The organism is Rhizobium sp. 18065, from assembly GCF_902706095.1.
In the GTDB taxonomy this organism is placed as follows: Bacteria; Pseudomonadota; Alphaproteobacteria; order Rhizobiales; family Rhizobiaceae; genus Allorhizobium.
Window position 1 is genome coordinate 221,434 of sequence record NZ_CACSJP010000003.1, and the last position, 22,105, is coordinate 243,538.

General features: G+C 59.0%; 20 protein-coding genes. 14 read left to right on the plus strand and 6 right to left on the minus strand.

What is annotated here, in order from left to right; genetic code table 11:
- The first annotated feature begins 1 nt into the window (after nt 1).
- From GVK95_RS09705 to GVK95_RS09715, 3 genes are read left to right on the plus strand one after another with little or no spacing between them, the layout of a single operon-like run.
- Nucleotides 2–1,099 (plus strand): ABC transporter ATP-binding protein, encoded by a 1,098-nt coding sequence (locus GVK95_RS09705; protein ID WP_159948941.1) that lies wholly within the window; start codon nt 2–4, stop codon nt 1,097–1,099.
- The gene (locus tag GVK95_RS09710) at nt 1,092–2,087 is read left to right on the plus strand and encodes an ABC transporter ATP-binding protein (protein ID WP_159948943.1); all 996 of its coding nucleotides are present in this window, start codon (nt 1,092–1,094) and stop codon (nt 2,085–2,087) included. Before GVK95_RS09705 ends, GVK95_RS09710 begins: the two co-directional genes overlap by 8 nt.
- A gap of 12 nt (nt 2,088–2,099) precedes the next feature.
- Nucleotides 2,100–3,719, plus strand: a complete 1,620-nt coding sequence (locus tag GVK95_RS09715; protein ID WP_159948945.1) for a dihydroxyacetone kinase subunit DhaK — start codon at nt 2,100–2,102, stop codon at nt 3,717–3,719.
- 75 nt (nt 3,720–3,794) lie between these two features.
- Here GVK95_RS09715 and GVK95_RS09720 read toward each other — a convergent pair whose 3' ends face one another.
- From GVK95_RS09720 to GVK95_RS09730, 3 genes are all read right to left on the minus strand, one after another.
- Nucleotides 3,795–4,556 carry an amino acid ABC transporter ATP-binding protein gene (locus GVK95_RS09720; protein ID WP_159948947.1) on the minus strand — a complete coding sequence of 254 codons (762 nt, stop codon included), beginning with the start codon at nt 4,554–4,556 and terminating at the stop codon, nt 3,795–3,797.
- Nucleotides 4,553–5,233, minus strand: a complete 681-nt coding sequence (locus tag GVK95_RS09725) for an amino acid ABC transporter permease (RefSeq protein ID WP_159948949.1) — start codon at nt 5,231–5,233, stop codon at nt 4,553–4,555. The genes GVK95_RS09720 and GVK95_RS09725 overlap by 4 nt, the downstream gene beginning before the upstream one ends.
- A gap of 120 nt (nt 5,234–5,353) precedes the next feature.
- On the minus strand, nt 5,354–6,130 hold the full coding sequence (locus tag GVK95_RS09730) for an amino acid ABC transporter substrate-binding protein (protein ID WP_159948951.1): 777 nt from the start codon (nt 6,128–6,130) through the stop codon (nt 5,354–5,356).
- On the opposite strand from GVK95_RS09730, the gene GVK95_RS09735 reads away from it, so the two are divergent.
- On the plus strand, nt 6,129–6,305 hold the full coding sequence (locus GVK95_RS09735; RefSeq protein WP_159948953.1) for a hypothetical protein: 177 nt from the start codon (nt 6,129–6,131) through the stop codon (nt 6,303–6,305). The two genes, GVK95_RS09730 and GVK95_RS09735, sit on opposite strands and share 2 nt — an antisense overlap.
- A 35-nt stretch (nt 6,306–6,340) precedes the next feature.
- Here GVK95_RS09735 and GVK95_RS09740 read toward each other — a convergent pair whose 3' ends face one another.
- Nucleotides 6,341–7,933: an MBL fold metallo-hydrolase gene (locus GVK95_RS09740; RefSeq protein ID WP_159948955.1), complete on the minus strand. Its 1,593-nt coding sequence runs from the start codon at nt 7,931–7,933 to the stop codon at nt 6,341–6,343.
- A 319-nt stretch (nt 7,934–8,252) separates the two neighbouring features.
- Here GVK95_RS09740 and GVK95_RS09745 point away from each other — a divergent pair, with 319 nt between their 5' ends.
- Nucleotides 8,253–8,399: a DUF1127 domain-containing protein gene (locus GVK95_RS09745; protein ID WP_159948822.1), complete on the plus strand. Its 147-nt coding sequence runs from the start codon at nt 8,253–8,255 to the stop codon at nt 8,397–8,399.
- A 554-nt stretch (nt 8,400–8,953) separates the two neighbouring features.
- On the opposite strand, the gene GVK95_RS09750 is transcribed toward GVK95_RS09745, so the two are convergent.
- The gene (locus GVK95_RS09750) at nt 8,954–10,120 is read right to left on the minus strand and encodes a dihydrodipicolinate synthase family protein (protein ID WP_159948957.1); all 1,167 of its coding nucleotides are present in this window, start codon (nt 10,118–10,120) and stop codon (nt 8,954–8,956) included.
- A 259-nt stretch (nt 10,121–10,379) separates the two neighbouring features.
- On the opposite strand from GVK95_RS09750, the gene GVK95_RS09755 reads away from it, so the two are divergent.
- The 5 genes from GVK95_RS09755 to GVK95_RS09775 are packed head-to-tail and all read left to right on the plus strand — an operon-like array spanning nt 10,380 to nt 16,332.
- Nucleotides 10,380–11,426, plus strand: coding sequence for a LacI family DNA-binding transcriptional regulator (locus GVK95_RS09755; protein ID WP_159948959.1), 1,047 nt, complete (start codon nt 10,380–10,382; stop codon nt 11,424–11,426).
- Complete coding sequence (locus tag GVK95_RS09760) at nt 11,423–12,427, plus strand: Gfo/Idh/MocA family oxidoreductase (RefSeq protein ID WP_159948961.1); 1,005 nt, start codon at nt 11,423–11,425, stop codon at nt 12,425–12,427. Before GVK95_RS09755 ends, GVK95_RS09760 begins: the two co-directional genes overlap by 4 nt.
- Nucleotides 12,428–12,438: 11 nt before the next feature.
- Nucleotides 12,439–14,052: an acyl CoA:acetate/3-ketoacid CoA transferase gene (locus GVK95_RS09765; RefSeq protein ID WP_159948963.1), complete on the plus strand. Its 1,614-nt coding sequence runs from the start codon at nt 12,439–12,441 to the stop codon at nt 14,050–14,052.
- Entirely contained in the window at nt 14,045–14,824 is a 780-nt protein-coding gene (locus tag GVK95_RS09770; protein WP_159948965.1) for an enoyl-CoA hydratase/isomerase family protein, read from the plus strand. The genes GVK95_RS09765 and GVK95_RS09770 overlap by 8 nt, the downstream gene beginning before the upstream one ends.
- The gene (locus GVK95_RS09775; RefSeq protein ID WP_159948967.1) at nt 14,824–16,332 is read left to right on the plus strand and encodes an aldehyde dehydrogenase family protein; all 1,509 of its coding nucleotides are present in this window, start codon (nt 14,824–14,826) and stop codon (nt 16,330–16,332) included. The genes GVK95_RS09770 and GVK95_RS09775 overlap by 1 nt, the downstream gene beginning before the upstream one ends.
- Nucleotides 16,333–16,396: 64 nt before the next feature.
- On the opposite strand, the gene GVK95_RS09780 is transcribed toward GVK95_RS09775, so the two are convergent.
- Complete coding sequence (locus GVK95_RS09780) at nt 16,397–17,455, minus strand: LacI family DNA-binding transcriptional regulator (protein WP_159948969.1); 1,059 nt, start codon at nt 17,453–17,455, stop codon at nt 16,397–16,399.
- Between the two features lie 356 nt (nt 17,456–17,811).
- Between GVK95_RS09780 and GVK95_RS09785 the strand changes: the two genes are divergently transcribed.
- From GVK95_RS09785 to GVK95_RS09800, 4 genes are all read left to right on the plus strand, one after another.
- The gene (locus GVK95_RS09785) at nt 17,812–19,032 is read left to right on the plus strand and encodes an ABC transporter substrate-binding protein (RefSeq protein WP_244618742.1); all 1,221 of its coding nucleotides are present in this window, start codon (nt 17,812–17,814) and stop codon (nt 19,030–19,032) included.
- 184 nt (nt 19,033–19,216) lie between these two features.
- Nucleotides 19,217–20,095 (plus strand): sugar ABC transporter permease, encoded by an 879-nt coding sequence (locus GVK95_RS09790; RefSeq protein ID WP_159948971.1) that lies wholly within the window; start codon nt 19,217–19,219, stop codon nt 20,093–20,095.
- Nucleotides 20,095–20,979 carry a carbohydrate ABC transporter permease gene (locus GVK95_RS09795; protein WP_159948972.1) on the plus strand — a complete coding sequence of 295 codons (885 nt, stop codon included), beginning with the start codon at nt 20,095–20,097 and terminating at the stop codon, nt 20,977–20,979. Before GVK95_RS09790 ends, GVK95_RS09795 begins: the two co-directional genes overlap by 1 nt.
- 4 nt (nt 20,980–20,983) lie before the next feature.
- A complete protein-coding gene (locus tag GVK95_RS09800) occupies nt 20,984–22,099 on the plus strand; it encodes an ABC transporter ATP-binding protein (RefSeq protein ID WP_159948973.1) in 1,116 nt (371 codons plus the stop codon).
- The last annotated feature ends 6 nt before the right edge of the window (nt 22,100–22,105 follow it).

The following is a 22,105-nucleotide window of genomic DNA, read 5'->3' on the forward strand; positions in this document are numbered from 1 at the left end:
CATGGCCCAGATTCGTATTGAAAATGTGCGCAAGGAATTCGGAAGCTTCACGGCCGTCCAATCCTCCAGCTTCACGGTCGAGGACGGTGAGTTCTTCATGCTCCTTGGTCCCTCCGGCTGCGGCAAGACGACGACCTTGCGCATGATGGCAGGCCTCGAACTACCGACCAGCGGTGAAATCTATATCGACGGCGAAGAAGTCGGCATGAAACGGGCGAGCCAGCGCGACATCGCCTTCGTTTTCCAGATGTTCGCGCTCTATCCACACATGAACGTACGGCGCAACATTTCCTATCCACTCCTCAGTCAAGGTGTGCCCAGGGCAGAAGTCAGGCAGCGTGTAGCCGAGGTGGCCAATATCCTGAAAATCGAGGATATCCTCGAAAGGCCTGTTGGCGGACTGTCCGGCGGCGACCGCCAGCGCGTGGCGCTCGGCCGGGCAATCGTGCGCCGACCCAAGGCCTTTTTCATGGATGAACCCCTTGGTGCACTGGATGCTGAGTTTCGCGAGCACATGGCTGAAGAGCTTCGCGCACTGCATGACCGCATGGGCGCGACGACGGTCTATGTCACGCATGACCAACTCGAAGCCATGCAGATGGGCGATAAGATCGTGGTGATGAACCATGGTGTGGTCGAGCAGTTCGGCCGACCCCAGGAGATCTATGATTGGCCGGCAACCAAGTTCGTTGCCAAGTTCATCGGTTCTCCGGCGATGAATTTCCTGGAATTCGAGGGCATGATCGGAAACGGCGCCGACAGCATCGATCTGTCGGGTCAAAAAGTTCATGTTCCGGTGACCAGACAAGGCGCCAAGGGCAAGTTGACGCTCGGAGTGCGTCCCGAACATATCCGTTTTTCCGACGCCTCCGAATTTCGCGGCCGGGTCATTGCCACCGAATATCTCGGTACAACGCAGATCGTCACCATGTCGACCGCCAATGGGGTGCTGAAGGCACGGATCTCCTCCCACAAAGTGGTCAATCCAGGCGATCTCATCGGCCTGGAATTCGATGCGCGCACGCTCACCATCTTTACCGAGGAAAGAGGCCTGGCGCTGTTGTCGCAAGCGAATGAGGGGGTGCTGCGCCATGGCTGAAGTTATCTTGAGGGGCGTCACCAAGGCTTTCGGCAATCACGTGGCGCTGGACAATGTGTCGATGACCATTCCCGATGGCTCTTTCGTTGTCCTTCTGGGCCCGACTGGAGCCGGAAAGACAACCACGTTGCGCATGGTGTCGGGGCTTGATCAGCCGGATAGTGGAGATGTATTGATCGGCGGCCAGCCGATGCGAGGCCTGACGCCGGCCCAGCGCAATGTGGCGATGGTTTTCCAGCAGTACTCGCTCTATCCGCATCTGACAGTGCGCCAAAACCTTGAGTTCCCGCTGAAATCGCCGCTTCTGAACACGCCTCAAGGCGAAATAGAGCGCAAAGTCAGGGCAATAGCCGATATACTTCAGATATCGCACAAACTGGACAACAAGGCGACAGCCCTGTCCGGTGGCGAGATGCAGCGCGTTTCGATCGGTCGTGCGCTGGTCCGCAATCCGCAGGTCTACCTGATGGATGAGCCACTAAGTTCGCTCGACGCCAAGCTCCGTTCCGATTTGCGTATCGAACTGAAAAGCATTCAGGCCAATTCCGGGGCGACACTGCTCTACGTGACCCATGACCAGATCGAGGCGATGACCATGGCAACGCATGTCGGCGTTCTTCAGAATGGCAAGCTCATACAGTTTGGTTCTCCCCGTGACGTTTACGAGAGGCCGGTCAGCACCTATGCTGCGACGCGGCTTGGGCAGCCCCGCATCAATCTGCTCCCGGCCGACGTGTTCGCAGGCGCGCCGCCGCGAGCCCTCACCATCGGACTTCGACCGGAACAAATTACCCAAGGTCAGGGCGAAGACAGTCTGGTCACCCGCGTCGAGCATCTGGGCGACCAGACACGCTTGCACCTGTCGTTTCGCAATCATGAACTCGTCACCGTGACCGAGCCCCATAGCCTGTTGCGCCATGGCGATATCGTAAAAATCCAGCCAGATAAGCCGCTCTATTTCGATGCAGACGGCATGCGTATTTCTTAAGGGAGGAAGAAAATGGCCCAGTTCATCAATAGGCGGGAAGATGTCGTCACCGAAGCGATCGATGGTTTGCTGGCAACGTCTCGCGGCATGCTCGCACGGCTGGACGGCTATCCCCATATCCGTGTCGTCATCCGCAATGATTGGGACAAGTCGCGGGTGGCGCTGGTGTCCGGTGGCGGTTCCGGCCATGAACCCGCCCATGCCGGTTTTGTCGGTGCCGGCATGCTGACCGCGGCGGTCTGTGGAGACGTCTTTGCCTCCCCCAGCGTCGATGGCGTGCTGGCCGGAATCCTTGCCGTGACAGGTCCGGCCGGTTGTCTCCTGATCGTCAAGAATTATACCGGCGACCGGCTGAACTTCGGATTGGCCGCGGAACGCGCCCGCGCTTTCGGACTGAATGTCAGCATGGTCATTGTTGATGACGACATCGCATTGCCGGATCTCCCGCAAGCGCGTGGGCTTGCCGGCACCTTATTCGTTCACAAGATTGCCGGTGCACTGGCTGAGACCGGCGCCGACCTTGATACCGTGACAGCAGCGGCAAGGCGCGTGGTCGCTTCAACGATGAGCATCGGCATGTCGCTTGACACCTGCACAGTTCCCGGCTCCCCAAAGGAAGATCGCATTCCGCAGGGCATGGTAGAGCTTGGGCTCGGTATTCACGGGGAAGCAGGGGTCGAACAGATCGATTTTTCCGATGCCCGAACCGCGATGGCCGCCGTTGCTGCGAAACTGGGGCCTCATATTGCAGACAGGCCACATGTGGCTCTGATCAATAATCTTGGCGGAACGTCGGTGCTGGAAATGTCGGTCCTGACCCATGAACTGTTGCATTCTTCGCTTGGCCGGCAAATCTCGCATGTCGTTGGACCAGCCCCGATGATGACCTCACTCGACATGCGCGGCTTTTCGATTTCGCTACTGCCGGCTGAGACGCAGGAGCTTGATGCCCTTTCGCGGCCGGTCTTGCTTTCCGCTTGGCCTGGGCTTGCCGCGATCACGCCGATCAATGTTGCTGCGCTTCCGGATGGTTTGACACCGATCACGCCTTTGGCCTCGGATCATGCTGAAACCAGGCAGTTCATCATCGGTTGCTGCAATGTCATGATCGCGGCGGAGCAGGATTTAAACATGCTGGATGCCAAGTCGGGTGACGGCGATACCGGATCGACTTTGGCGGGGGCGGCAAAGGCCCTGATCAGAGCGATGGATCGTCTTCCTTTGTCGGATCATACCCAGCTCTACCGCGCCATCGGCCAGGAACTCAGTCAGACAATGGGCGGCTCGTCCGGCGTACTCCTGGCAATATTCTTTACCGCGGCCGGCGACGGCGCAGCAAGCGGGCTATCGATGCGCGATGCATTGAAGGCGGGGCTTTTGCGGATGCAGGAGATCGGTGGCGCACAGGTTGGTGATCGCACCATGATTGATGCCTTGGCACCAGCACTCGACGCCCTAGCTGACGGTATCCGGGTCGCTGCGAAAGCCGCGCGGGAAGGCGCAAATATGACCGCGACGCTGGAACGCGCCAAGGCCGGACGCGCCGCCTACATAAACGCCAAACAGTTGCAAGGTCATGTTGATCCGGGTGCGGAAGCGGTAGCGCGGTTGTTTGAATATGTCGCGCGCTAGTCTTCTTCGGCCAGCGTAAAGTTGCTGGGAGATGGCTACGTTATCAGTCGGGTCGTTGGCAACTCGCTGCGCCCTTCAGATGTCATAGCTGTGGCCGGCGCTGAGTGAAGAGATGAACTTCTTCGTGCGATCGCGTTCCGGTGACTGGAAGATCGACTTCGGGGCTCCGCTCTCCACGATCAGGCCGCCATCCAGGAACAGAACCTGATCGGCAACACGCGAGGCAAGTCTGAGGTCATGGGTCGCCATGATCATGGTTGTGCCTTCACGGGCAAGCCGGCTCAGCACTTCGACCACTTCTTCCGCCAGTTCCGGGTCGAGTGCCGAAGTCGGCTCGTCGCAGAGAAGCACGCGGGGCGAGGGCGCCAGTGCACGTGCGATTGCCACGCGCTGTTGCTGGCCACCGGAAAGCGTTGCGGGCCAGGCATCGGCCTTGTGCGCCATGCCGACCTTTTGCAGCAGGTCGGCGGCGTGAAGCCGTGCCTTTTCCTTCGGCCATTTGAGCACGGTGACCAGCCCTTCCATGACGTTTTCAATCGCCGTCTGGTGGGGAAAAAGCTGGAAATTCTGAAACACCATACCGGTCTGGCGACGCAGGCGCTGGGTCGCATCCCAGCCGGTCTTCTGGCCGGGCTGGAACCGGATGGTTTCATCGCCGAGCCGGATCGTCCCGGATGTCGGCGTTTCCAGCAGATTGATGCAGCGCAGCAGCGTGCTCTTGCCGCCGCCGGATGGGCCGACGAGTGCAGTCACAGTGCCTTCTGCGATCGTGACGCTGATATCCTTCAGCACGACATTGTCGCCGAAGCGTTTTTCGATATGGGATAGCTCGATCATGTCCTGGCCTCCAGAAAGCCGCCATACCGGGCAAAGCGCTTTTCCAGCCGAACCTGCAAGGCAGAAAGAACAGAACTCATGGCGAGGTAGATGAGGGCGGCCTCGATATAGAGGATCAAGGGCTCGTATGTTGTGGCAACAATGCGCTGCGCGGTCTGGAAGAGTTCAGGTACGGTGATGGCCGCTGCGAGCGACGTGTCTTTCACCAGGGAAATGAAGGTGTTGGACAGCGGTGGCACGGCAACGCGCGCCGCCTGCGGAAGGATGGTCCGGCGCATGGCCTGGCCCCAGCTCATCCCGATAGAATAGGCAGCTTCCCATTGTCCGCGCGGGACAGAAGCGATCACGGCGCGGATGATTTCCGACGTGTACGCACCGACATTCAAAGTGAAGCCGATCAGGGCTGCAGGGAAGGCATCCAGCAAGATGCCGAGGCTCGGCAGGCCATAAAAAATGACGAAGAGCTGAACCAGAAGCGGCGTGCCACGGATCACCCAGACGTAGAAACGGGCGGCGGCGACCAGCGGCTTCGGCCCGAAGAGGCGCGTGACGGCGACAGTAAGCCCGAGCGCAAGACCGAGCACGAAAGACAGGAGGGTCAGCGGGATGGTGAAGACCAGACCCGCCCATAAAAGCGGCTGGAGCGAATCCAGCATGAGTTGAAGCCAGGCGGGCAAGTTCTGATCCCTCGAATGAAACGATCCGCTCCAAACGCTTTGAGTCGTTCGGAGCGGATCAGACTATAGCGATAGGCGGGTCCGTTCGATACCGTCCCGCGCTTCGACTATCTGTGCCTTTTACTTGGAAACGTCGGCGCCGAAGTATTTTTGCGAAATCGCCTCATAGGTACCGTCAGCCTTGATGTCGCTCAAAGCCTTGTTGATGGCATCCTGCAGCTCTGTCTCGCCCTTGCGCAATATCACGCCGGAAAAATCGGCATCGGCCTGTTCGGCGGCGATCTTCACCGGCGCATCGGGCTTGTGCTTCTTGAAGTCGAGGAAGGAGAGGCTGTCATTGATGGTAGCATCCGCGCGGCCGGTCAGCACCAGTTGGATCGACTGGTCAAAGCCATCCGTGCCGACGAGTTCAGCGCCGGATGCCTGGGCAAGCTTGCCGAAATTGCTGGAAAGTGACTGCGCCGCCGTCTTGCCGCTCAGATCGGCAAACGACTTGATACCGTCATTGTCAGCCTTGACGATCAGCACGGCCTTGGAGGCGATGTAGGGGTCGGAGAAGTCATACTTCTTCTTGCGCTCGTCGGTGATGCCGACCTGGTTGATCACGATGTCATAGCGCTTGGCATCGAGTCCGGCGATCAGGCCGTCCCATTTTCCTTCGAGGAACTCTGCGGTAACGCCAAGCTTTTCCGCAATGGCCTTGCCGATTTCGACATCGAAGCCAACCAGGGCGCCAGACGTGTCATGAAACGTAAACGGGGCATAGGTTCCTTCTGTGCCGATCTTCAGGACGCCCGCCGACTTGATCTCGTCAAGATTGGCGCCTGCATGTGCAATGCCGACGGAAAGAAGCTGGGTCAATGCTGCGGCAGCGGCGAGTGTCTGGAACCATTTCATGGTGATTGTCCAATCTGTTGATCGTTGGCCTGATAATCCGGCGTTGAAACAAGCCTCGCATGTCGGTCCGGTTATAGCAGCGGACAAATCCCCAATGTTTGCGCCAAACCGCGAAGGTTTTGTCATCGGCCGAACCGCAAGCAGAATTTTTAACCTTCCGGTCAAAAATTTATGAGGCGGACCGATGTATCAACGAGCTGGCATCTTGTCTCAATCCGCACCGGCCAACGCTCGCTTCAATTTGCGCAGCACGACGCCGCGCTCCTTGTCGCTGGCGGCATTTTGCAACTCTGCCTGTAGTTCGAGGATGAAGGACTGGAAGGTGTTGTGCCAGTCGTGGTGTCCGGCCTTCAATGGTTCCAGCCGCAACGCGCGGGCCTCGGACACATCAATCGCGGCATCCCGGGTCAGCTTGAATGCGGAATCGAGATGGGGTGTGATGATCCGGTCATCGGCCAGGATGGATGTCAGGCGCTGGGTGAGACCCGAAAGGGCGGCCTCTTCGCCATGGACCAGAAATACACCCGACCTGATCGGCTGTCTCGCCTTGACCCATGCCAGCAATTCGGTGCCGTCGGCATGGCCGCTGTAGATTTCGAGTTTGCGGATGCGGGCACGCACCGTGATTTCGTCGCCTTGAATGCGGACCGTGGTTGCGCCGTCTTCGAGAATTCTTCCCAGCGTTCCAGCCGCCTGATATCCGACGAGGAGAACCGTACCATTGTCTCGCCAAAGCCAGTTTTTCAGCCGGTGGCGGATCCGCCCGGCCTCGCACATGCCGCTGGCCGCGATCACGATATGAAAACCCCGGATGAAGTCGACGGCCTTGGACTGCTCGACCGTCTGGGTGAAGCGCACGTTTTTCGCATGCAGCGCCTTGCTCAGCAATTGGCCGTTTTGCATCCTGCGGGCATGTCGGCCGAAGATCTCGCTGGCGCGCGTGGCAAGAGGCGAATCGATGATGATCGGGCAGGTATCCACCGCCTTTGTGTCCATCAGGTAGACGAGGTCGGCCAGAAGTTCCTGGGTTCGCTCGACGGCGAAGGATGGAATGATCAGAGCGCCGTCGTGATGATTGGCCGCACGCACCTCTGCCATGAGGGCCGCACGGCGCGCAGTATCCGATGTTTCAAGTCTCTCGCGGTCGCCATAAGTGCTTTCGCAAATGACATAATCGAAATCGGCCGGCGCCTTCGGGTCGAATTGCAGCAATTTGTGGCTGGGACCGATATCACCGGAAAACAACAATCGGAGCGGTCGGTCGGGCGTGGCGATTTCGATTTCAACCGACGCCGAGCCCAGCAGATGTCCGGCATTCCACAGCCGAAAGCGGATGGACTGCGTTGCCTGCTGCCAGACTTCGAGATCGATCGGCCTGAACAGGGTGAGAGCAACGGCTGCGTCTTCTGCCGTATAGATTGGTTCGACACTGTCGCGGCCCCGACGTTCGTTACGCCGGTTCAGGTGCTCGACCTCGCTCTCCTGAATATGGGCAGAGTCAGGCAGCATGATCGAACACAAGTCCGCCGTTGGTTGCGTCGCATATATCGGCCCTTCGTACCCGGCCTTTGAAAGCTTGGGCAACAGGCCGGAATGATCGATATGGGCATGCGTCAGGATGACAGCATCAATCTGGCTCGTCTGGAACGGGAAGGGCCGGTAATTCAGTTCCTTTTCGGTCTTGGAACCTTGAAACATGCCGCAGTCGATCAGGACCCGCTGGTCCCGCCATTCCAGCAGATGACATGAGCCGGTGACGGCCCCTGCTGCTCCGTGAAAGCGGATAATGGGTTCGTCCGACATGCTTCATCCTCCTAAAGCAAATGGTGGAAGGGCGATCGTAATTTGTAGGTCCGGATTGACCATGATCCACATCAAGCCATTTGAGGTCGCATTTGCCCATGCTATTCCGTGGCGACGGGCGCCTTCCGGTCTTGCTTGATGTGTTTGAAAGTCCCTGTTTACTTCGATCTCACTTTGGCGATGCATGATTTGCATGGCTGACCTGTGAGCTTGTCACTTTTGTTAGGGCGGGGAAGCGCCTATATTCCAATCATCGAAACGACGTTGGAACTGAAGCAAGGTTGCTGGCGTCAAAGATACCTCACGAAAGGGGATCATCATGAACGTAGCACGCTCTTTTAATAACTGGCGCAAGTATCGTCAGACGGTTGCCGAACTGGGCCGCATGTCGAGCCGTGAACTGTCCGACATCGGTATCAGTCGCGCCGACATCCACAGTGTCGCCCGTGCATCATACGCTCGCTAGCGCCTGAAGACATCTTCGCATGTTTGCACGACGCCCGCTGATGACGCGGGCGTTTTTGCGTTTGGGATTTTCGTGCTCGATGCGGTCGGTGCTTTGTGGCCGGTTCGGTGCCACTGCCTTGCGGGTTTGAGCGCATGATTCCGGCGCATTCGAGCAATGCTAATTCTGCATGGCTGCACTGCAACAAAGCGTATTTTATAAGCACGGTGATGCTGTATGTTGGTTTTCAACGAAGCAATGCACCTCCTCCCGCAGAGCTTCGTGTTTCAGGCGACCCACTCCTCCTCCCAGGGGCGCCTGTAGGAACAGCGGCACTCCTCCTCCCAGTCGCTGTTCATCATTTCGAAAAGCCTGCCGCACCTCCTCCCGCGGCAGGCTTTTTCGTTTGTTCGGTTTTCTCGGAAAAATCGGTGAAGCTGTTCGTGGCGGCGTGGGTCCGGCTCTGGTCACGTCTTGTTGCGAAGTCATTGACTCAGGGTTTCGCCCGCCTGACCGATCTAACGTTTCCGGTTGGTTTGCTGTGGCGTCAGTGCCGGAATCTGGTGGTGATTGGGCTATTCTATGCCGTAGACCCCAGCGAAATTTTTCATCCGCCTGATGGCAAGCTCTGGATCGTCAAGCGCGTTCGCCTGGTCCGCAAGGCGGAAGATCTCGGCATAGTGGAGGATCCCGCGTGCAGTCTGCATGCCGGCAGGCAGGCTGAAATGGGTCTGGTGGCCGTTCAGCCAGGCGAGAAAAACGACGCCCGCCTTGTAATATTGGGTCGGAGCCTCGAAGATTTTTCGCGACAGGGGCACTGTGGGTTCGAGGACGGCGCGGAAAGTTTCCGTGTCTCCGCTGGCGAGGCAAGCGAGCGCCTTGGATGCTGAAGGGGCCACTGCATCGAAAATGCCGAGCAAGGCGTGGCTGTGGCGGGTGCCGTCGCCCTCGATAAGTTCCGCGTAGTTGAAGTCGTCGCCGGTGAAGCAAAGTACGTCTTGCGGCAGTCGGTTGCGCAATGCGATTTCCTTGCTGTTTTCCAGAAGCGAGATCTTTATGCCGTCAACCTTGTCCTTGTTTTGCGAGATAATGCTGAGCACGCAGTCGAGCGCTTTTTCGAAATCGCTGCTTCCCCAATAGCCGGTGAGTTGGGGATCGAACATGTCGCCCAGCCAGTGGAGAACAACCTTGTCCTTGGCCTGGGACAGGATGCGCCCATAGACCTTGGCGTAGTCGTCCGGCGATGTCGCAACGCGGGCGAGTGCGCGGCTTGCCATCATGATGGCGCGACCGCCGAATTTTTCCACATATTCGAGTTGTGTTTCGTAGGCGGCGATCACCTCGTCGAGTGATCGGGCGTCTGCTGGTGCCAGATGATCGGTCCCGACACCGCAGGCGAGATCGGCGCCCTCGACTGTCTTTGCCTCAGCGAGAGAGCGGCGGATCAGTTCCTGTGCGCCGACCCAGTCCAGCCCCATGCCGCGCTGGGAGGTGTCCATGGCCTCGGCGATCTTGAAGCCGAGGCTCCACAGATGGTGCCGGAAAGCCATGGTCGTATCCCAGTCGATCGCGGGCCGGTTCCAGGGGTCACGATCAATGAGCGGTGCCGAGACGACATGGGCGGCGGCATAGGCGATGCGATTGAAACTCGGTCGGCTGGTGGGTTTTTCGATCGGTGTTCCGACAAGCCTGTATGGGGTGGCGGTTCCGTCCGCAGCAGGCAGGTTCAATGTCAGGGTCATGGCTGTTCTCCTCGTCCGTGCCAATTGCAATAATTTAGATCGTTCCAAATTTCAAGGTGGATACTCGGCCATCTTCGCGCGTCATTCTGCCCTTTGACGGCTGCTTCGAGCAGTTTGTTGTCAAAAGGCATGTTGATTCAGTTGGGCATCATCTTTTCTGGTGTGCGATGGTCAAGTGTCGCGGTGTAGGTTTCTCTCTTGACGAATTGGAACGTTCCAATTATTGAGTGTGAACTTGCCGAAGTCATGGGAGGGCTTGATGAGTGCGGCGCGGGTAACCGTCATTGATATTGCGAAAGCAGCGGGTGTTTCGAAATCGACGGTGTCCCTGGTTCTGCAGGCGTCGCCGCTGGTCAATGAAGTAACGCGTGCCAAAGTGACGGCCGTGATGCGCGAGCTGGGTTATGTTTATAATCGCGGCGCTGCCAACCTTCGCCAATCGAGAGCAAAGTCAAAGATCGTCGGCGTAGTCGTTAATGACCTGACCAATGGATTCTTTGCCGAGGTCGCCGTCGGCGTGGATATGGTCGTGCAGTCGGCCGGTTTCGTGCAGTTTCTCGCCAACACCAATGAAAGCGTCGATCGCCAGCTCGAGGTGATTGCATCGATGCGCGAGCATGGCATTTCAGGATTGATCGTGTCGCCGGCGCGCGGCTCGAAGGCTGCGGACTTCAAACCCCTCGTCAATGCCGGAATTCCGGTCGTGCTTATGGTGCGCAATATTCAGGGCTCCAAGGTCTCCTCGATCACGTCCGACAATCATGCCGGCATCTATGCCGCCGTCGAACACCTGGCCTCGCTTGGCCACAGGCGCATCGCCTTTTTCGGTGGCTTCCCTGATATGTCCATCTTCGACGAGCGTCTGGCGGGTTACCGGGACGGCTTGATTGCGGCCGGTCTTGGCTTTGACGAAGAGCTTGTCTTTCCGTCCGCGCCATCGCGTGCCGGGGGAGTGGAGGCCCTGGGGCGTGCCCTGTCCATAGCCGATCGGGCTACCGCCTGCGTGTCGTTCAACGACGCGGTCGCCTTCGGGGTCTGTGACGGCCTGAGGTTCCATCGACTGGAGCCGGGTGCTGATTTTGCCGTGGTTGGCTTCGATGACGTCATCGAAGCCAAATCGACGGTGCCTGCGCTGACAACAATATCCGTCGATCCGCAAGGCATGGGCCGCCGCGCCGCACAGCTTCTCCTCAAGCAGATCAATGCCGGGAAGCCGGAACCGGAATCCCTGGTGGGGGCTGTTCGTCTCGTCGTCCGGGATAGCTGCGGTGCGACGAAAGCTGGCTCTGGGAGGAAAGCATCATGAAGATAGGTTGGGGGCTGGTCGGTGCCAGTACCATCGCACGCGAATGGGTGATCGGCGCGATCCGCGAGACGGGTGGCCAGGTCGTATCGGTCATGAGCTCGGATGAAAAGCGTGCCCAAACCTATGCGCGGGAAAATGGGATCGAGCAGTCGACTGCCGATCTGAATGTTCTGCTGGCCGATCCGGCAATTGCCGCCGTTTACATCTCGACGACCAACGAGAAGCATTGCGAGCAGGCTATTGCCGCAGCCAAGGCTGGAAAGCATGTACTTTGCGAAAAGCCGCTTGCGATGACCCTTGCGGATGCGCATGCGATGGTGGAATGCGCTCGTGAGGCCGGTGTCGTTCTGGCAACCAATCACCATCTGCGCAATGCGTCCAGCCACATTGCCATGCGTGATGCGATTGCCGCTGGCAAGATCGGCCAGCCGCTTGCGGCCCGTGTCTTTCATGCCGTCTATCTGCCGCCGCATCTGCAGGGCTGGCGCCTCGATAAGCCTTCGGCTGGCGGCGGGGTCATTCTCGATATCACCGTGCACGACGCCGACACACTGCGCTTCGTTTTGGGTCGCAATCCGGTTGAGGTGACGGCATTTTCACAGTCCGGCGGCATGGGCCGGCAAGGCCTTGAAGATGCGGTCATGGGTGTCATGCGTTTCGAGGAAGGCATTCTCGCCCAGTTCCATGATGGCTTTACCGCCCGGTTTGCCGAGACCGGCTTTGAAGTCCACGGCACGGAGGGCTCCCTTGTGGCGCGCAACGTCATGACCCAGCGTCCTGTTGGTTCCGTCATGCTTCGCAATGCCGATGGCGAACGGGAACTCAAGCTTGGCAACCGTAATCTCTACGAGGCGGGCCTTGAAGCCTTCCATGCTGCGATTGCCGGCAAGGGCAGGCCGTCGGCCACCGGCGAAGACGGTATCTGGTCGCTGGCGACAGGCTTGGCGGTTGTCGAGGCCGCGAGGTCCGGCCGCAACGTAAACATTGAACCCGGACTTTGAGTAGAGCCGCCATGAATAAGCACATCACCCCCGCCGCAGCCGCAGACTTGATCCCGGATGGGGCCGTGGTGTCCGTCTCATCGTCCAGTGGCCTCGGCTGCCCTGACCTGATGCTGAAGGCCATCGGTGAGCGTTTTGAGGCCACCGGCCATCCGCGCGACATAACAACACTGCATCCGATTGCCGCCGGTGACATGAGCGGTATCAAGGGTGTCGATCACATCGCGAGGAAAGGCCTGCTGAAGCGGATTCTGGGCGGCTCTTATCCATCGGGCCCTTCGACAGCAGAGCCGCCGCTGATCTGGCAGATGATCACCGGTAACGAAATCCCGGCCTACAACATTCCTTCGGGCATTCTGTTCGACATGCACCGAGAGGCGGCCGCCAAGCGTCCGGGCGTCTTGACTAAGGTCGGGCTGGACACATTCGTCGACCCGCAACGCCACGGATGCGCCATGAATGCGGCCGCCGCCGGCGAACCTGTGGTGAAGCGCGTTGAATTCGAGGGGGAGGAATGGCTGTTTTTCCCGTCGATCATCCCGCAGGTGGCCGTCATCCGGGCAACAACGGCCGACGAGCACGGCAACCTGACCTATGAACATGAAGGCGCCTATCTCGGCGGTCTCGACCAGGCGCTCGCCGCCCGCAACAATGGCGGCATCATCATCGCCCAGGTCAAGCGAATTGCCAAAGAGGGATCGCTTAAACCCCATGACGTGCGTGTGCCGGGTATGCTTGTCGATTACATCGTGGTCGATCCCGACCAGAAACAGACGACGCAGACCGTCTACGATCCGGCGATCTCCGGCGAGATATTTCGTCCGCTGGAGACGTTCAGCGTGCCGGAGTTCAATATCCAGAAGGTGATTGCCCGGCGCGTGGCGCAGGAGTTGCAGGCCAATAGCTGCGTCAATCTCGGTTTCGGCATTTCCGCCAATGTGCCGCGCATCTTGATGGAGGAGGGTCTGCATGGGGCTGTGACCTGGGTGATCGAACAGGGCGCTGTCGGGGGCGTGCCGCTTCTCGATTTTGCGTTTGGCTGCGCGTCGAATGCCGATGCCTACATGCCGTCGCCCTACCAGTTTACCTATTTTCAGGGCGGCGGCTTTGATGCCTCGCTGCTTTCCTTCCTGGAGATCGACAAGCATGGCTCCGTCAACGTTTCAAAGCTGTCCTTCCGCCCGCATGTGACAGCAGGGGCTGGCGGCTTTGTCGATATCACAGCCAGGGCTCGCAAGATCGTCTTTTCCGGCATGTTCAACGCCGGCGCAAAGCTTGCCATCGACGCTGGCAAGCTGGTGATCGAAAAGGAAGGAAAGCTGAAAAAGCTGGTGAACGAAGTCGAACACGTCACCTTTTCAGGCAAGCGTGCGATCGAACAGGGTCAGGACATCACCTATGTCACGGAGCGCTGTGTAATGAAGCTGACGCAGGCCGGTATGATGCTGACCGAGATCGCGCCGGGCATCGACCTTCAGACAGATATTCTCGACCAGTCGGAATTCCAGCTGGCGGTTTCCCCGGATCTCAAGACGATGGATGCGGCGCTCTTTGCCGAAGGCCGCATCGGCCTTGATCTGCCGGCCAAGGCGCCCCGTGTTCTGGAGGGGCGTTTCCATGGCTAGCGGTACGGTCCGGATCGATATCGAGGAGCATGTGGCGATCCTCACCGTGTCGCGACCGGAAAAGCGCAATGCGCTCGACCTCGACATGCTGAAAGCGCTGGTCGATGCCGCCGACCAGGTGGAGGCAAATGACCAGGTTCGCGCGGCCGTCCTCACAGGCGAAGGCAAGGGTTTCAGCGCCGGCGGCGACATCAAGGCCTGGGGTGGCATGCGGCCGGAAGAATTCGGCCACGCCTGGGTCCGCCACGGTCACCGTGTGTTTGAAAGACTGGCAACGCTGCGCATGCCGCTGATCGCGGCGATCAACGGCGATGCACTGGGCGGTGGTCTGGAGCTTGCCGGTGTTGCGGATATCCGGATCGCCGAAGAGCAGATCCGGGTTGGTCTGCCCGAGACCGGGCTTGGCATGGTGCCCGGCTGGTCCGGCACGCAGAGGCTCGTCAAGCGTTTCGGCGCGCAGGTGGTGCGCCGCATGGTGCTCGGCGGCGAAATCTTCATGGCTGAAGAGGCGCAGACACTCGGGATCGTCGATACCGTGACCTCGACCGGAAACGCGGTGGAAGCCGCGAAGGACTATGCGAGGCGCGTCTCCGCACGGGGGCCTGCAGCACTCGAAATCGTCAAGCTCATGATCGCTGCCTCGAGCGGCGAAGACAATGGCGCGGCTGTCGAGGCGCTCGGATCTATTCTGGCGGCAAAGACCGGCGACCTCAAAGAAGGTGTATCCGCATTCAGCGAGAAGCGCCCGCCACATTTCAAGGGAGAATGGTAATGACAGTCCTGGTAAGCCCGAAAGCGCTGAGCGACACGACTGCGCGCGACTTCAAGATGCTGATCGATGGTCAATGGGTTGAGGGCAGCGGTGCGCCGATTGAGCGCGTTGCGCCAAGCCATGGCGTCATCGTCAGCCGTTTCCAGGGGGGGAGCAAGGCCGATGCGGAACGCGCCATCGCCGCTGCGCGCAAGGCGTTCGATGATGGCCCATGGCCACGAATGACTGCATCCGAACGCTCAGCTATCCTGCTGAAGGCCGCGGATCTTATTGCCGCGCGTGCCGAAGAACTTGCCTATCTCGATGCGATCGAGGCCGGTAAGCCGATCAGCCAGGTTCGCGGTGAAATCGCCGGATCTGTCGACATCTGGCGTTATGCCGCGGCCCTTGCCCGCGACTTGCATGGCGAAAGCTACAACACGTTGGGTGACGGCACGCTTGGCGTGGTGCTGCGCGAGGCGATCGGCGTGGTGTCGATCATCACGCCATGGAACTTTCCCTTCCTGATCGTTGGACAGAAGCTGCCCTTCGCTCTGGCGGCCGGTTGCACCACCGTGGTCAAGCCATCCGAACTGTCATCTGGATCGACCATCGTGCTGGGCGAGATCCTGCTTGAAGCGGGTGTGCCGAAAGGCGTCGTCAACATCGTGACGGGAACCGGTCCGGAGGTCGGCGCGGTGCTGACCGCGCATCCGGATGTCGACATGGTGTCCTTTACCGGTTCGACCGGTGTCGGCAAGCTGACGATGAGAAACGCAGCCGAGATGTTGAAAAAGGTCTCGCTGGAACTCGGCGGCAAGAACCCGCAGATCGTCTTTCCCGATTGTGATCTCGACGCTTTTGTCGATGCGGCCGTCTTCGGCGCCTATTTCAATGCTGGCGAGTGCTGCAATGCCGGTTCCAGGCTCATTCTGCACAAGAGCATAGCCGGCGATGTGGTAGCTCGCATTGCCGAATTGTCGAAGAAGGTGCGCGTTGGCGATCCGCTCGATCCGACCACCCAGGTTGGTGCGATCATCACGCCGCAGCATCTCGAGAAGATCTCGCGCTATGTCTCGGGCGCGACAGAGAGCGGTGCCGCAATCTCCCATGGTGGCCAGACGCTCGACTTCGGCATGGGCCAGTTCATGGCCCCTACGATCCTGTCGGGGGTGACACCCGACATGGCCGTCGCCCGCGAGGAGGTCTTCGGTCCGGTGTTGTCGGTTCTGACATTCGAGACGACGGCGGAGGCGATCAAAATTGCCAATTCCATCGACTACGGCCTTTCGGCCGGGGTCTGGAGCCGGGATTTCGACACATGCCTGACGATTGGCCGCAATGTGCGTGCCGGGACCGTCTGGATGAACACCTTCATGGATGGTGCCTCGGAACTTCCCTTCGGCGGTTACAAACAATCAGGCCTTGGCCGGGAACTCGGTCGCCATGCTGTCGAGGACTATACGGAGACCAAGACGCTGAACATGCATATCGGCAACCGTACCAACTGGTGGATGCCGCGCGCCTGACGCGTTTCTGGGAGGATCGGCAATGGCCGGAGTATCTATGGGAAATCGACGGGAAACGGACAGATCAGCGGCTGGCAGTGGCAAAGCCGATCTGCGGTGGCATCAGCAATTGCATGTCGCTCGCATGCGGGTCGGCGATACGGCGGATCAGAAGTCGGCCGAGCTGTTCGCCGGCGGCCGTAAGATCCTCGTAAATGGTCTCGACGCCGGGCTGGATATCGGACAGCAGTCGCGAGGTCTGTTTCGCGACCATGTCATAGTGCTGGCCAAGCGCCCAGCCGGACTCGTTGAGCCCGGTGATCGTCGCCATGGCAGATACTTCGCCGGGGCAGATCAGCCCATCCGGGCTGTCCGGCTGCAGTGCCCGGGCGCGAAAGTGGTCGCGCACTTCACCGGCCGCGGAATCGAGTGTGATGGTATCAAGCAGTTCATAGGCGACGCCCGCCTCGCGAACCGCGGTCATGAACCCATGCAGCATATGCTGGCTGAAGGTCAGCCGTCGGGAAGGCAGGATGATCGTCAGCTTCTGCCGTCCCTTGGCGATCAGACGGCGTGCCGCCTCGTAGGCGAAGGCATAGTTGTCGTAGTCGACATAGGGGTGCGGGGTGGAAAACTCCGTGCGGCCGTGGCTGACAAAGGGAAAGTTGTTTTCCAGCAGCAGACGCACACGGGTGTCGAGCTGTTCCGTGCGGGTGAATATCAGGCCGTCGGCGAGATTATTGCGAACGATGTAGTCGACCGCCTCCACATTCGACGTGTCGACGAAATTGGGCATGACGATCAGATGATAGGCCGTACCTTGCAGGGCCTTCGTGAGGCCGTACAGCAGGGACGTGCCAAAGCCGAGGATTTCCTCATGCGGATCGAGCAGGACGCTGACGACATTGGTGCGGCCGGTCTTCAGGCGTTGCGCGGCCCTGTCCGGCGAATAGCCCACGCTGAGGGCCACTTCACGCACCCGCTTGCGAGTGTCGTGATTGATGAGCGGGTCGTCGGAAAGAGCCCGCGAAATGGTGGTGACTGCCAGGCCGGTAAGCTCGGCAATCGTTCGCAGCGTAGGTCTGCCGGATCGTCTTCCGGTCGTCGGTTGACTGGTGGTCGGGGAGGGTTTTTCTTTCGGCACGCGGGAACTGCTTTTCGGATGAATTCTGATGTGACGATAGCGCGAGACCAGTGGTTGGACAATGCGTCTTCTTTAGAATTTAAAACGTTTCCAATTTCCATCCTTTGCCAAGTAGGCGACAGGAATTTGCTGCGTTGCGGTAAATTTATCATTGTATGATGTGATTTTCGAACCGATTGAGGATCTTGACTCTGCGTAATTTGTAACGTTTTAAATTAATTGGCGGCACTATGCCGTGGGAGGAGTTGCCATCTGTCCATCTGGACGGGTGGCTTGGGAAAGCGGGGCAGTTGTCCCGCATGTTGACTTGCAAACGGGAGGATACGATGCGCAAGTTTTTGATGACGACGGCAGCAATGGCATTGGCACTGGGAGTGACGCACGGCGGTGCCCGCGCGGCCGAAGGCGTAGAGGTTCTGCACTGGTGGACATCGGGCGGCGAGGCTGCGGCGCTCGACGTTCTGAAAAAGGATCTGGAAGGCAAGGGGATCGCTTGGACCGACATGCCGGTTGCCGGCGGCGGCGGCACCGAGGCGATGACCGTCCTGCGCGCCCGTGTGACGGCCGGCAATGCGCCGACCGCCGTACAGATGCTCGGCTTCGATATTCTCGACTGGGCCAAGGAAGGTGCACTCGGCAATCTCGATGACATCGCGGCCAAGGAAGGTTGGGACAAGGTCATCCCGACGGCACTGCAGCAGTTCTCGAAATATGACGGGCACTGGATCGCAGCGCCGGTCAACGTTCATTCGACCAACTGGGTCTGGATCAACAAGGCGGCCCTGGACAAGGCTGGCGGCAAGGAGCCTGCCAACTGGGACGAACTAGTCGCGCTGCTCGACAAGTTCAAGGAACAGGGCATTACCCCGGTCGCCCACGGAGGCCAGCCCTGGCAGGATGCGACGATCTTCGATGCCGTCGTGCTCTCGCTCGGCAATGATTTCTACAAGCAGGCTTTCATCGACCTCGATCCGGCAGCGCTGGGTGGTGACAAGATGAAGGAGGCCTTCGACCGCATGACGAAACTGCGGTCCTATGTTGATGACAATTTCTCCGGTCGCGACTGGAACCTCGCATCCGCCATGGTCATCGAGAACAAGGCCGGCCTGCAGTTCATGGGCGATTGGGCGAAGGGTGAGTTCATCAAGGCGAACAAGAAGCCGGGCACCGATTTCGTCTGCATGCGCTTCCCGGGCACACAGGGATCGGTGACCTTCAATTCCGACCAGTTTGCCATGTTCAAGGTGGCCGATGCCAAGGTCCCGTCGCAGCTTGAAATGGCAACCGCCATCGAAAGCCCGGCTTTCCAGTCGGCGTTCAATGTGGTCAAGGGCTCCGCCCCTGCGCGCACGGACGTGTCTGACGAAGCGTTTGATGATTGCGGCAAGAAGGCCATCAAGGATCTCGCCGAGGCAAACACTGCCGGTTCGCTTTATGGTTCCATGGCCCATGGTCATGCAAATCCGGCCTCAGTGAAGAACGCGATCTACGACGTCGTGACCCGCCAGTTCAATGGCGAGCTTTCTTCCGAAGATGCCGTCAAGGAACTCGTCTCAGCCGTCGAGGCCGCGAAGTAAGCAGGCAAGTAAACTCTGTGGGGGGCATGTCCTCCCACAGATGCTGCCGATACCGAAATCCGGAGTGAAGCGATGTCGACGGCAAAATGTGCCGCCGCAGCGGGCGTGGCTACCTTGAGAACCGCCTCGCGCGGATCGGGCACATGCCGCTTCACTGTTCGACACAATAAGGGTGGTTAGAGCGATGCAAGGTCGTGACAGACTTCAGGAGTTTTTGCCCAAGCTAGTCCTGGCGCCGAGCTTCGTGGTCATTATTATTTTTGTTTATGGCTTCATCGCCTATACCGGCTTCCTGTCGCTAACGGACAGCAAGATGCTGCCCTCCTACAATTTCGTCGGCTTGAGCAATTATTCAAAGCTCTGGGCCTTGCCCCATTGGTGGCGATCGATATCGAACCTGGCGATCTTTGCCTCGCTCTACATTCTGATCTGCTCGGTTCTGGGTCTGTTTCTGGCAATCCTGCTCGACCAGAAGATCAGGGGCGAGGGCTTTTTGCGGCCCATCTACCTCTACCCGATGGCACTGTCCTTTATCGTCACGGGCACGGCGTGGAAATGGTTCCTCGATCCTGGCATCGGGCTGCAAAATACCATGCATATCTGGGGTTGGGAGAGCTTTTCCTTCACCTGGATCAAGGACAACACGATGGCGATCTACTGCGTCGTCATTGCTGCCGTCTGGCAATCATCCGGCTTTGTCATGGCGATGTTTCTCGCCGGCCTTCGTGGTGTCGACAACGAGATGATAAAGGCCGCCCAGATGGACGGCGCCTCGACCTTCACCATCTATCGTCGGATCATCATTCCCCTGATGCGTCCGGTCTTCCTGTCGGCCTTCGTCGTGCTCGCCCATCTTGCCATCAAGGCTTACGACCTTGTCATCGCCTTGACCGGCGGCGGTCCGGGGCAGGCGACGCAGCTGCCTGCAACCTTCATGTATTCCTACACCTTTACCCGCAACCAGATGGGCATCGGCGCGTCGTCAGCGATCATCATGATGATCATGATCTTCTCGATCATCATTCCCTATCTCTATTCGGAAGTTCGTGGAGGTAACCGCTGATGAGCGGCGCTGCAAATCCCCAGAATGCAATCTCGCATGGTCTGCTCACCAGAGCGTTGATCTACACCGCATTGATCATTTTCGCCGTCTACTATCTGCTGCCGCTCTATATCATGGTGGTCAACTCACTGAAGCCGCTCGAAGAGATCCGCCAGGGTGGCATGCTCAACCTGCCCGGCGTGTGGACACTGGAACCCTGGAGACAGGCCTGGTCGGCAGCCCAAATCGGCGTCTCGCCCACAGGTCTCAAGCCCTACTTCATCAACTCGATCCTGATGGTCATCCCCGCCGTCGCGATTTCGACCATCGTCGGCGCGCTCAACGGCTATGTGCTGACCAAGTGGCAGTTCCGCGGTTCGAACATCTTCTTCGGCATGCTGCTGCTGTCCTGCTTCATTCCGTTCCAGATCGTCCTGATCCCGATGGCCCGCATTCTTGGCATGCTCGGCCTGGCCGGGTCTATCTGGGGACTGATCTTCGTCCATGTGATCTATGGCCTGGGCTTCACCACGCTCTACTTCCGCAACTATTATGAGGCATTTCCGACCGAACTTGTGCGCGCAGCCCAGATCGACGGTGCCAGCTTCTTCCAGATCTTCCGGCGCATCCTGCTGCCGTCTTCCGCGCCGATCATCGTCGTCTCGGTGATCTGGCAATTCACCAATATCTGGAACGACTTCCTATTCGGCGCCTCGTTTTCCGGCGCGGGTTCGACACCGATGACCGTGGCCCTCAACAATCTCGTCTCGTCCTCCACGGGCGTGAAAGAATACAACGTGCATTTTGCGGGCGCGATCCTCGCCGCCCTGCCAACCCTGATCGTCTACATCGTCTCCGGTCGCTACTTTGTGCGCGGCCTGATGTCCGGTGCTGTGAAAGGATAAGATCATGTCATTCCTGAAAATTTCCCATCTGCGCAAGTCCTACGGCGCGCTGGAGATCCTGAAGGACATCAATATCGAGATCGAGAAAGGCGGCTTTCTGGTGCTTGTCGGCCCGTCCGGTTGTGGCAAGTCGACGCTTCTGAACACCATTGCCGGCCTGGAGCCGATCAGTTCTGGGGAAATCTCCATCAATGGCCGCAATGTGGCCGATCTTCCCCCGTCGCAACGCGACATCGCAATGGTCTTCCAGTCCTACGCGCTCTATCCGAACATGACTGTTGCCGGAAACATCGCCTTTGGCATGGAAATTCGCAAAGTGCCGAAAGACGAGCGCGACAAGGCGATCAGGGAGGTGTCCGACATACTGCAGATCGGTCATCTTCTCGATCGCAAGCCAAGCCAGCTGTCTGGCGGCCAGCGCCAGCGCGTTGCCATGGGTCGCGCACTGGTGCGCAATCCGCAGGTCTTCCTCTTCGACGAGCCGCTTTCCAATCTCGATGCCAAGCTGCGCGTGGACATGCGAACGGAAATCAAGCGCCTGCATCAGCGATTGAAGACGACGATCGTCTATGTGACCCATGACCAGATCGAGGCGATGACTCTGGCGTCAAAGATCGCGGTGCTGAAGGATGGGGTGCTGCAGCAGTTCGGCTCACCGGCGGAGATCTACAACAACCCGGCCAATATGTTCGTTGCCGATTTCATGGGCTCGCCGGCCATGAACCTTCTGGCGTGTACGCTGGAAAAGGACGCGGCCGGTCTTTCGGTTTCGCTTGCCCGACCCAATGGCGATCCGATCCGGCTTCCTGTCGCCAATGGTCGTGAACAGCTTGAGGCTCATGCCGGCCGGCAGATCGTCTTCGGTATCCGGCCTGAAGCCCTGACCGATCCGGATGGTGCAGATCGCAATGCCAAGGCGGTGGCGGAAGGCGAATGCCTGATTGAGGTGGTGGAACCGGCTGGCTCCGACACGTTTGCCGTGACCAAACTCGGCGGCAAGGAAGTGGTCGCCCGCCTGCGCGCCGATGCCCACATCCATGCCGGGCAAACGGCAAGGCTTGCGTTTAATCTCGACAAGGCAGTCTTCTTCGATCCGAAGACGCAGTTGCGGATCGCGTGATCGAGG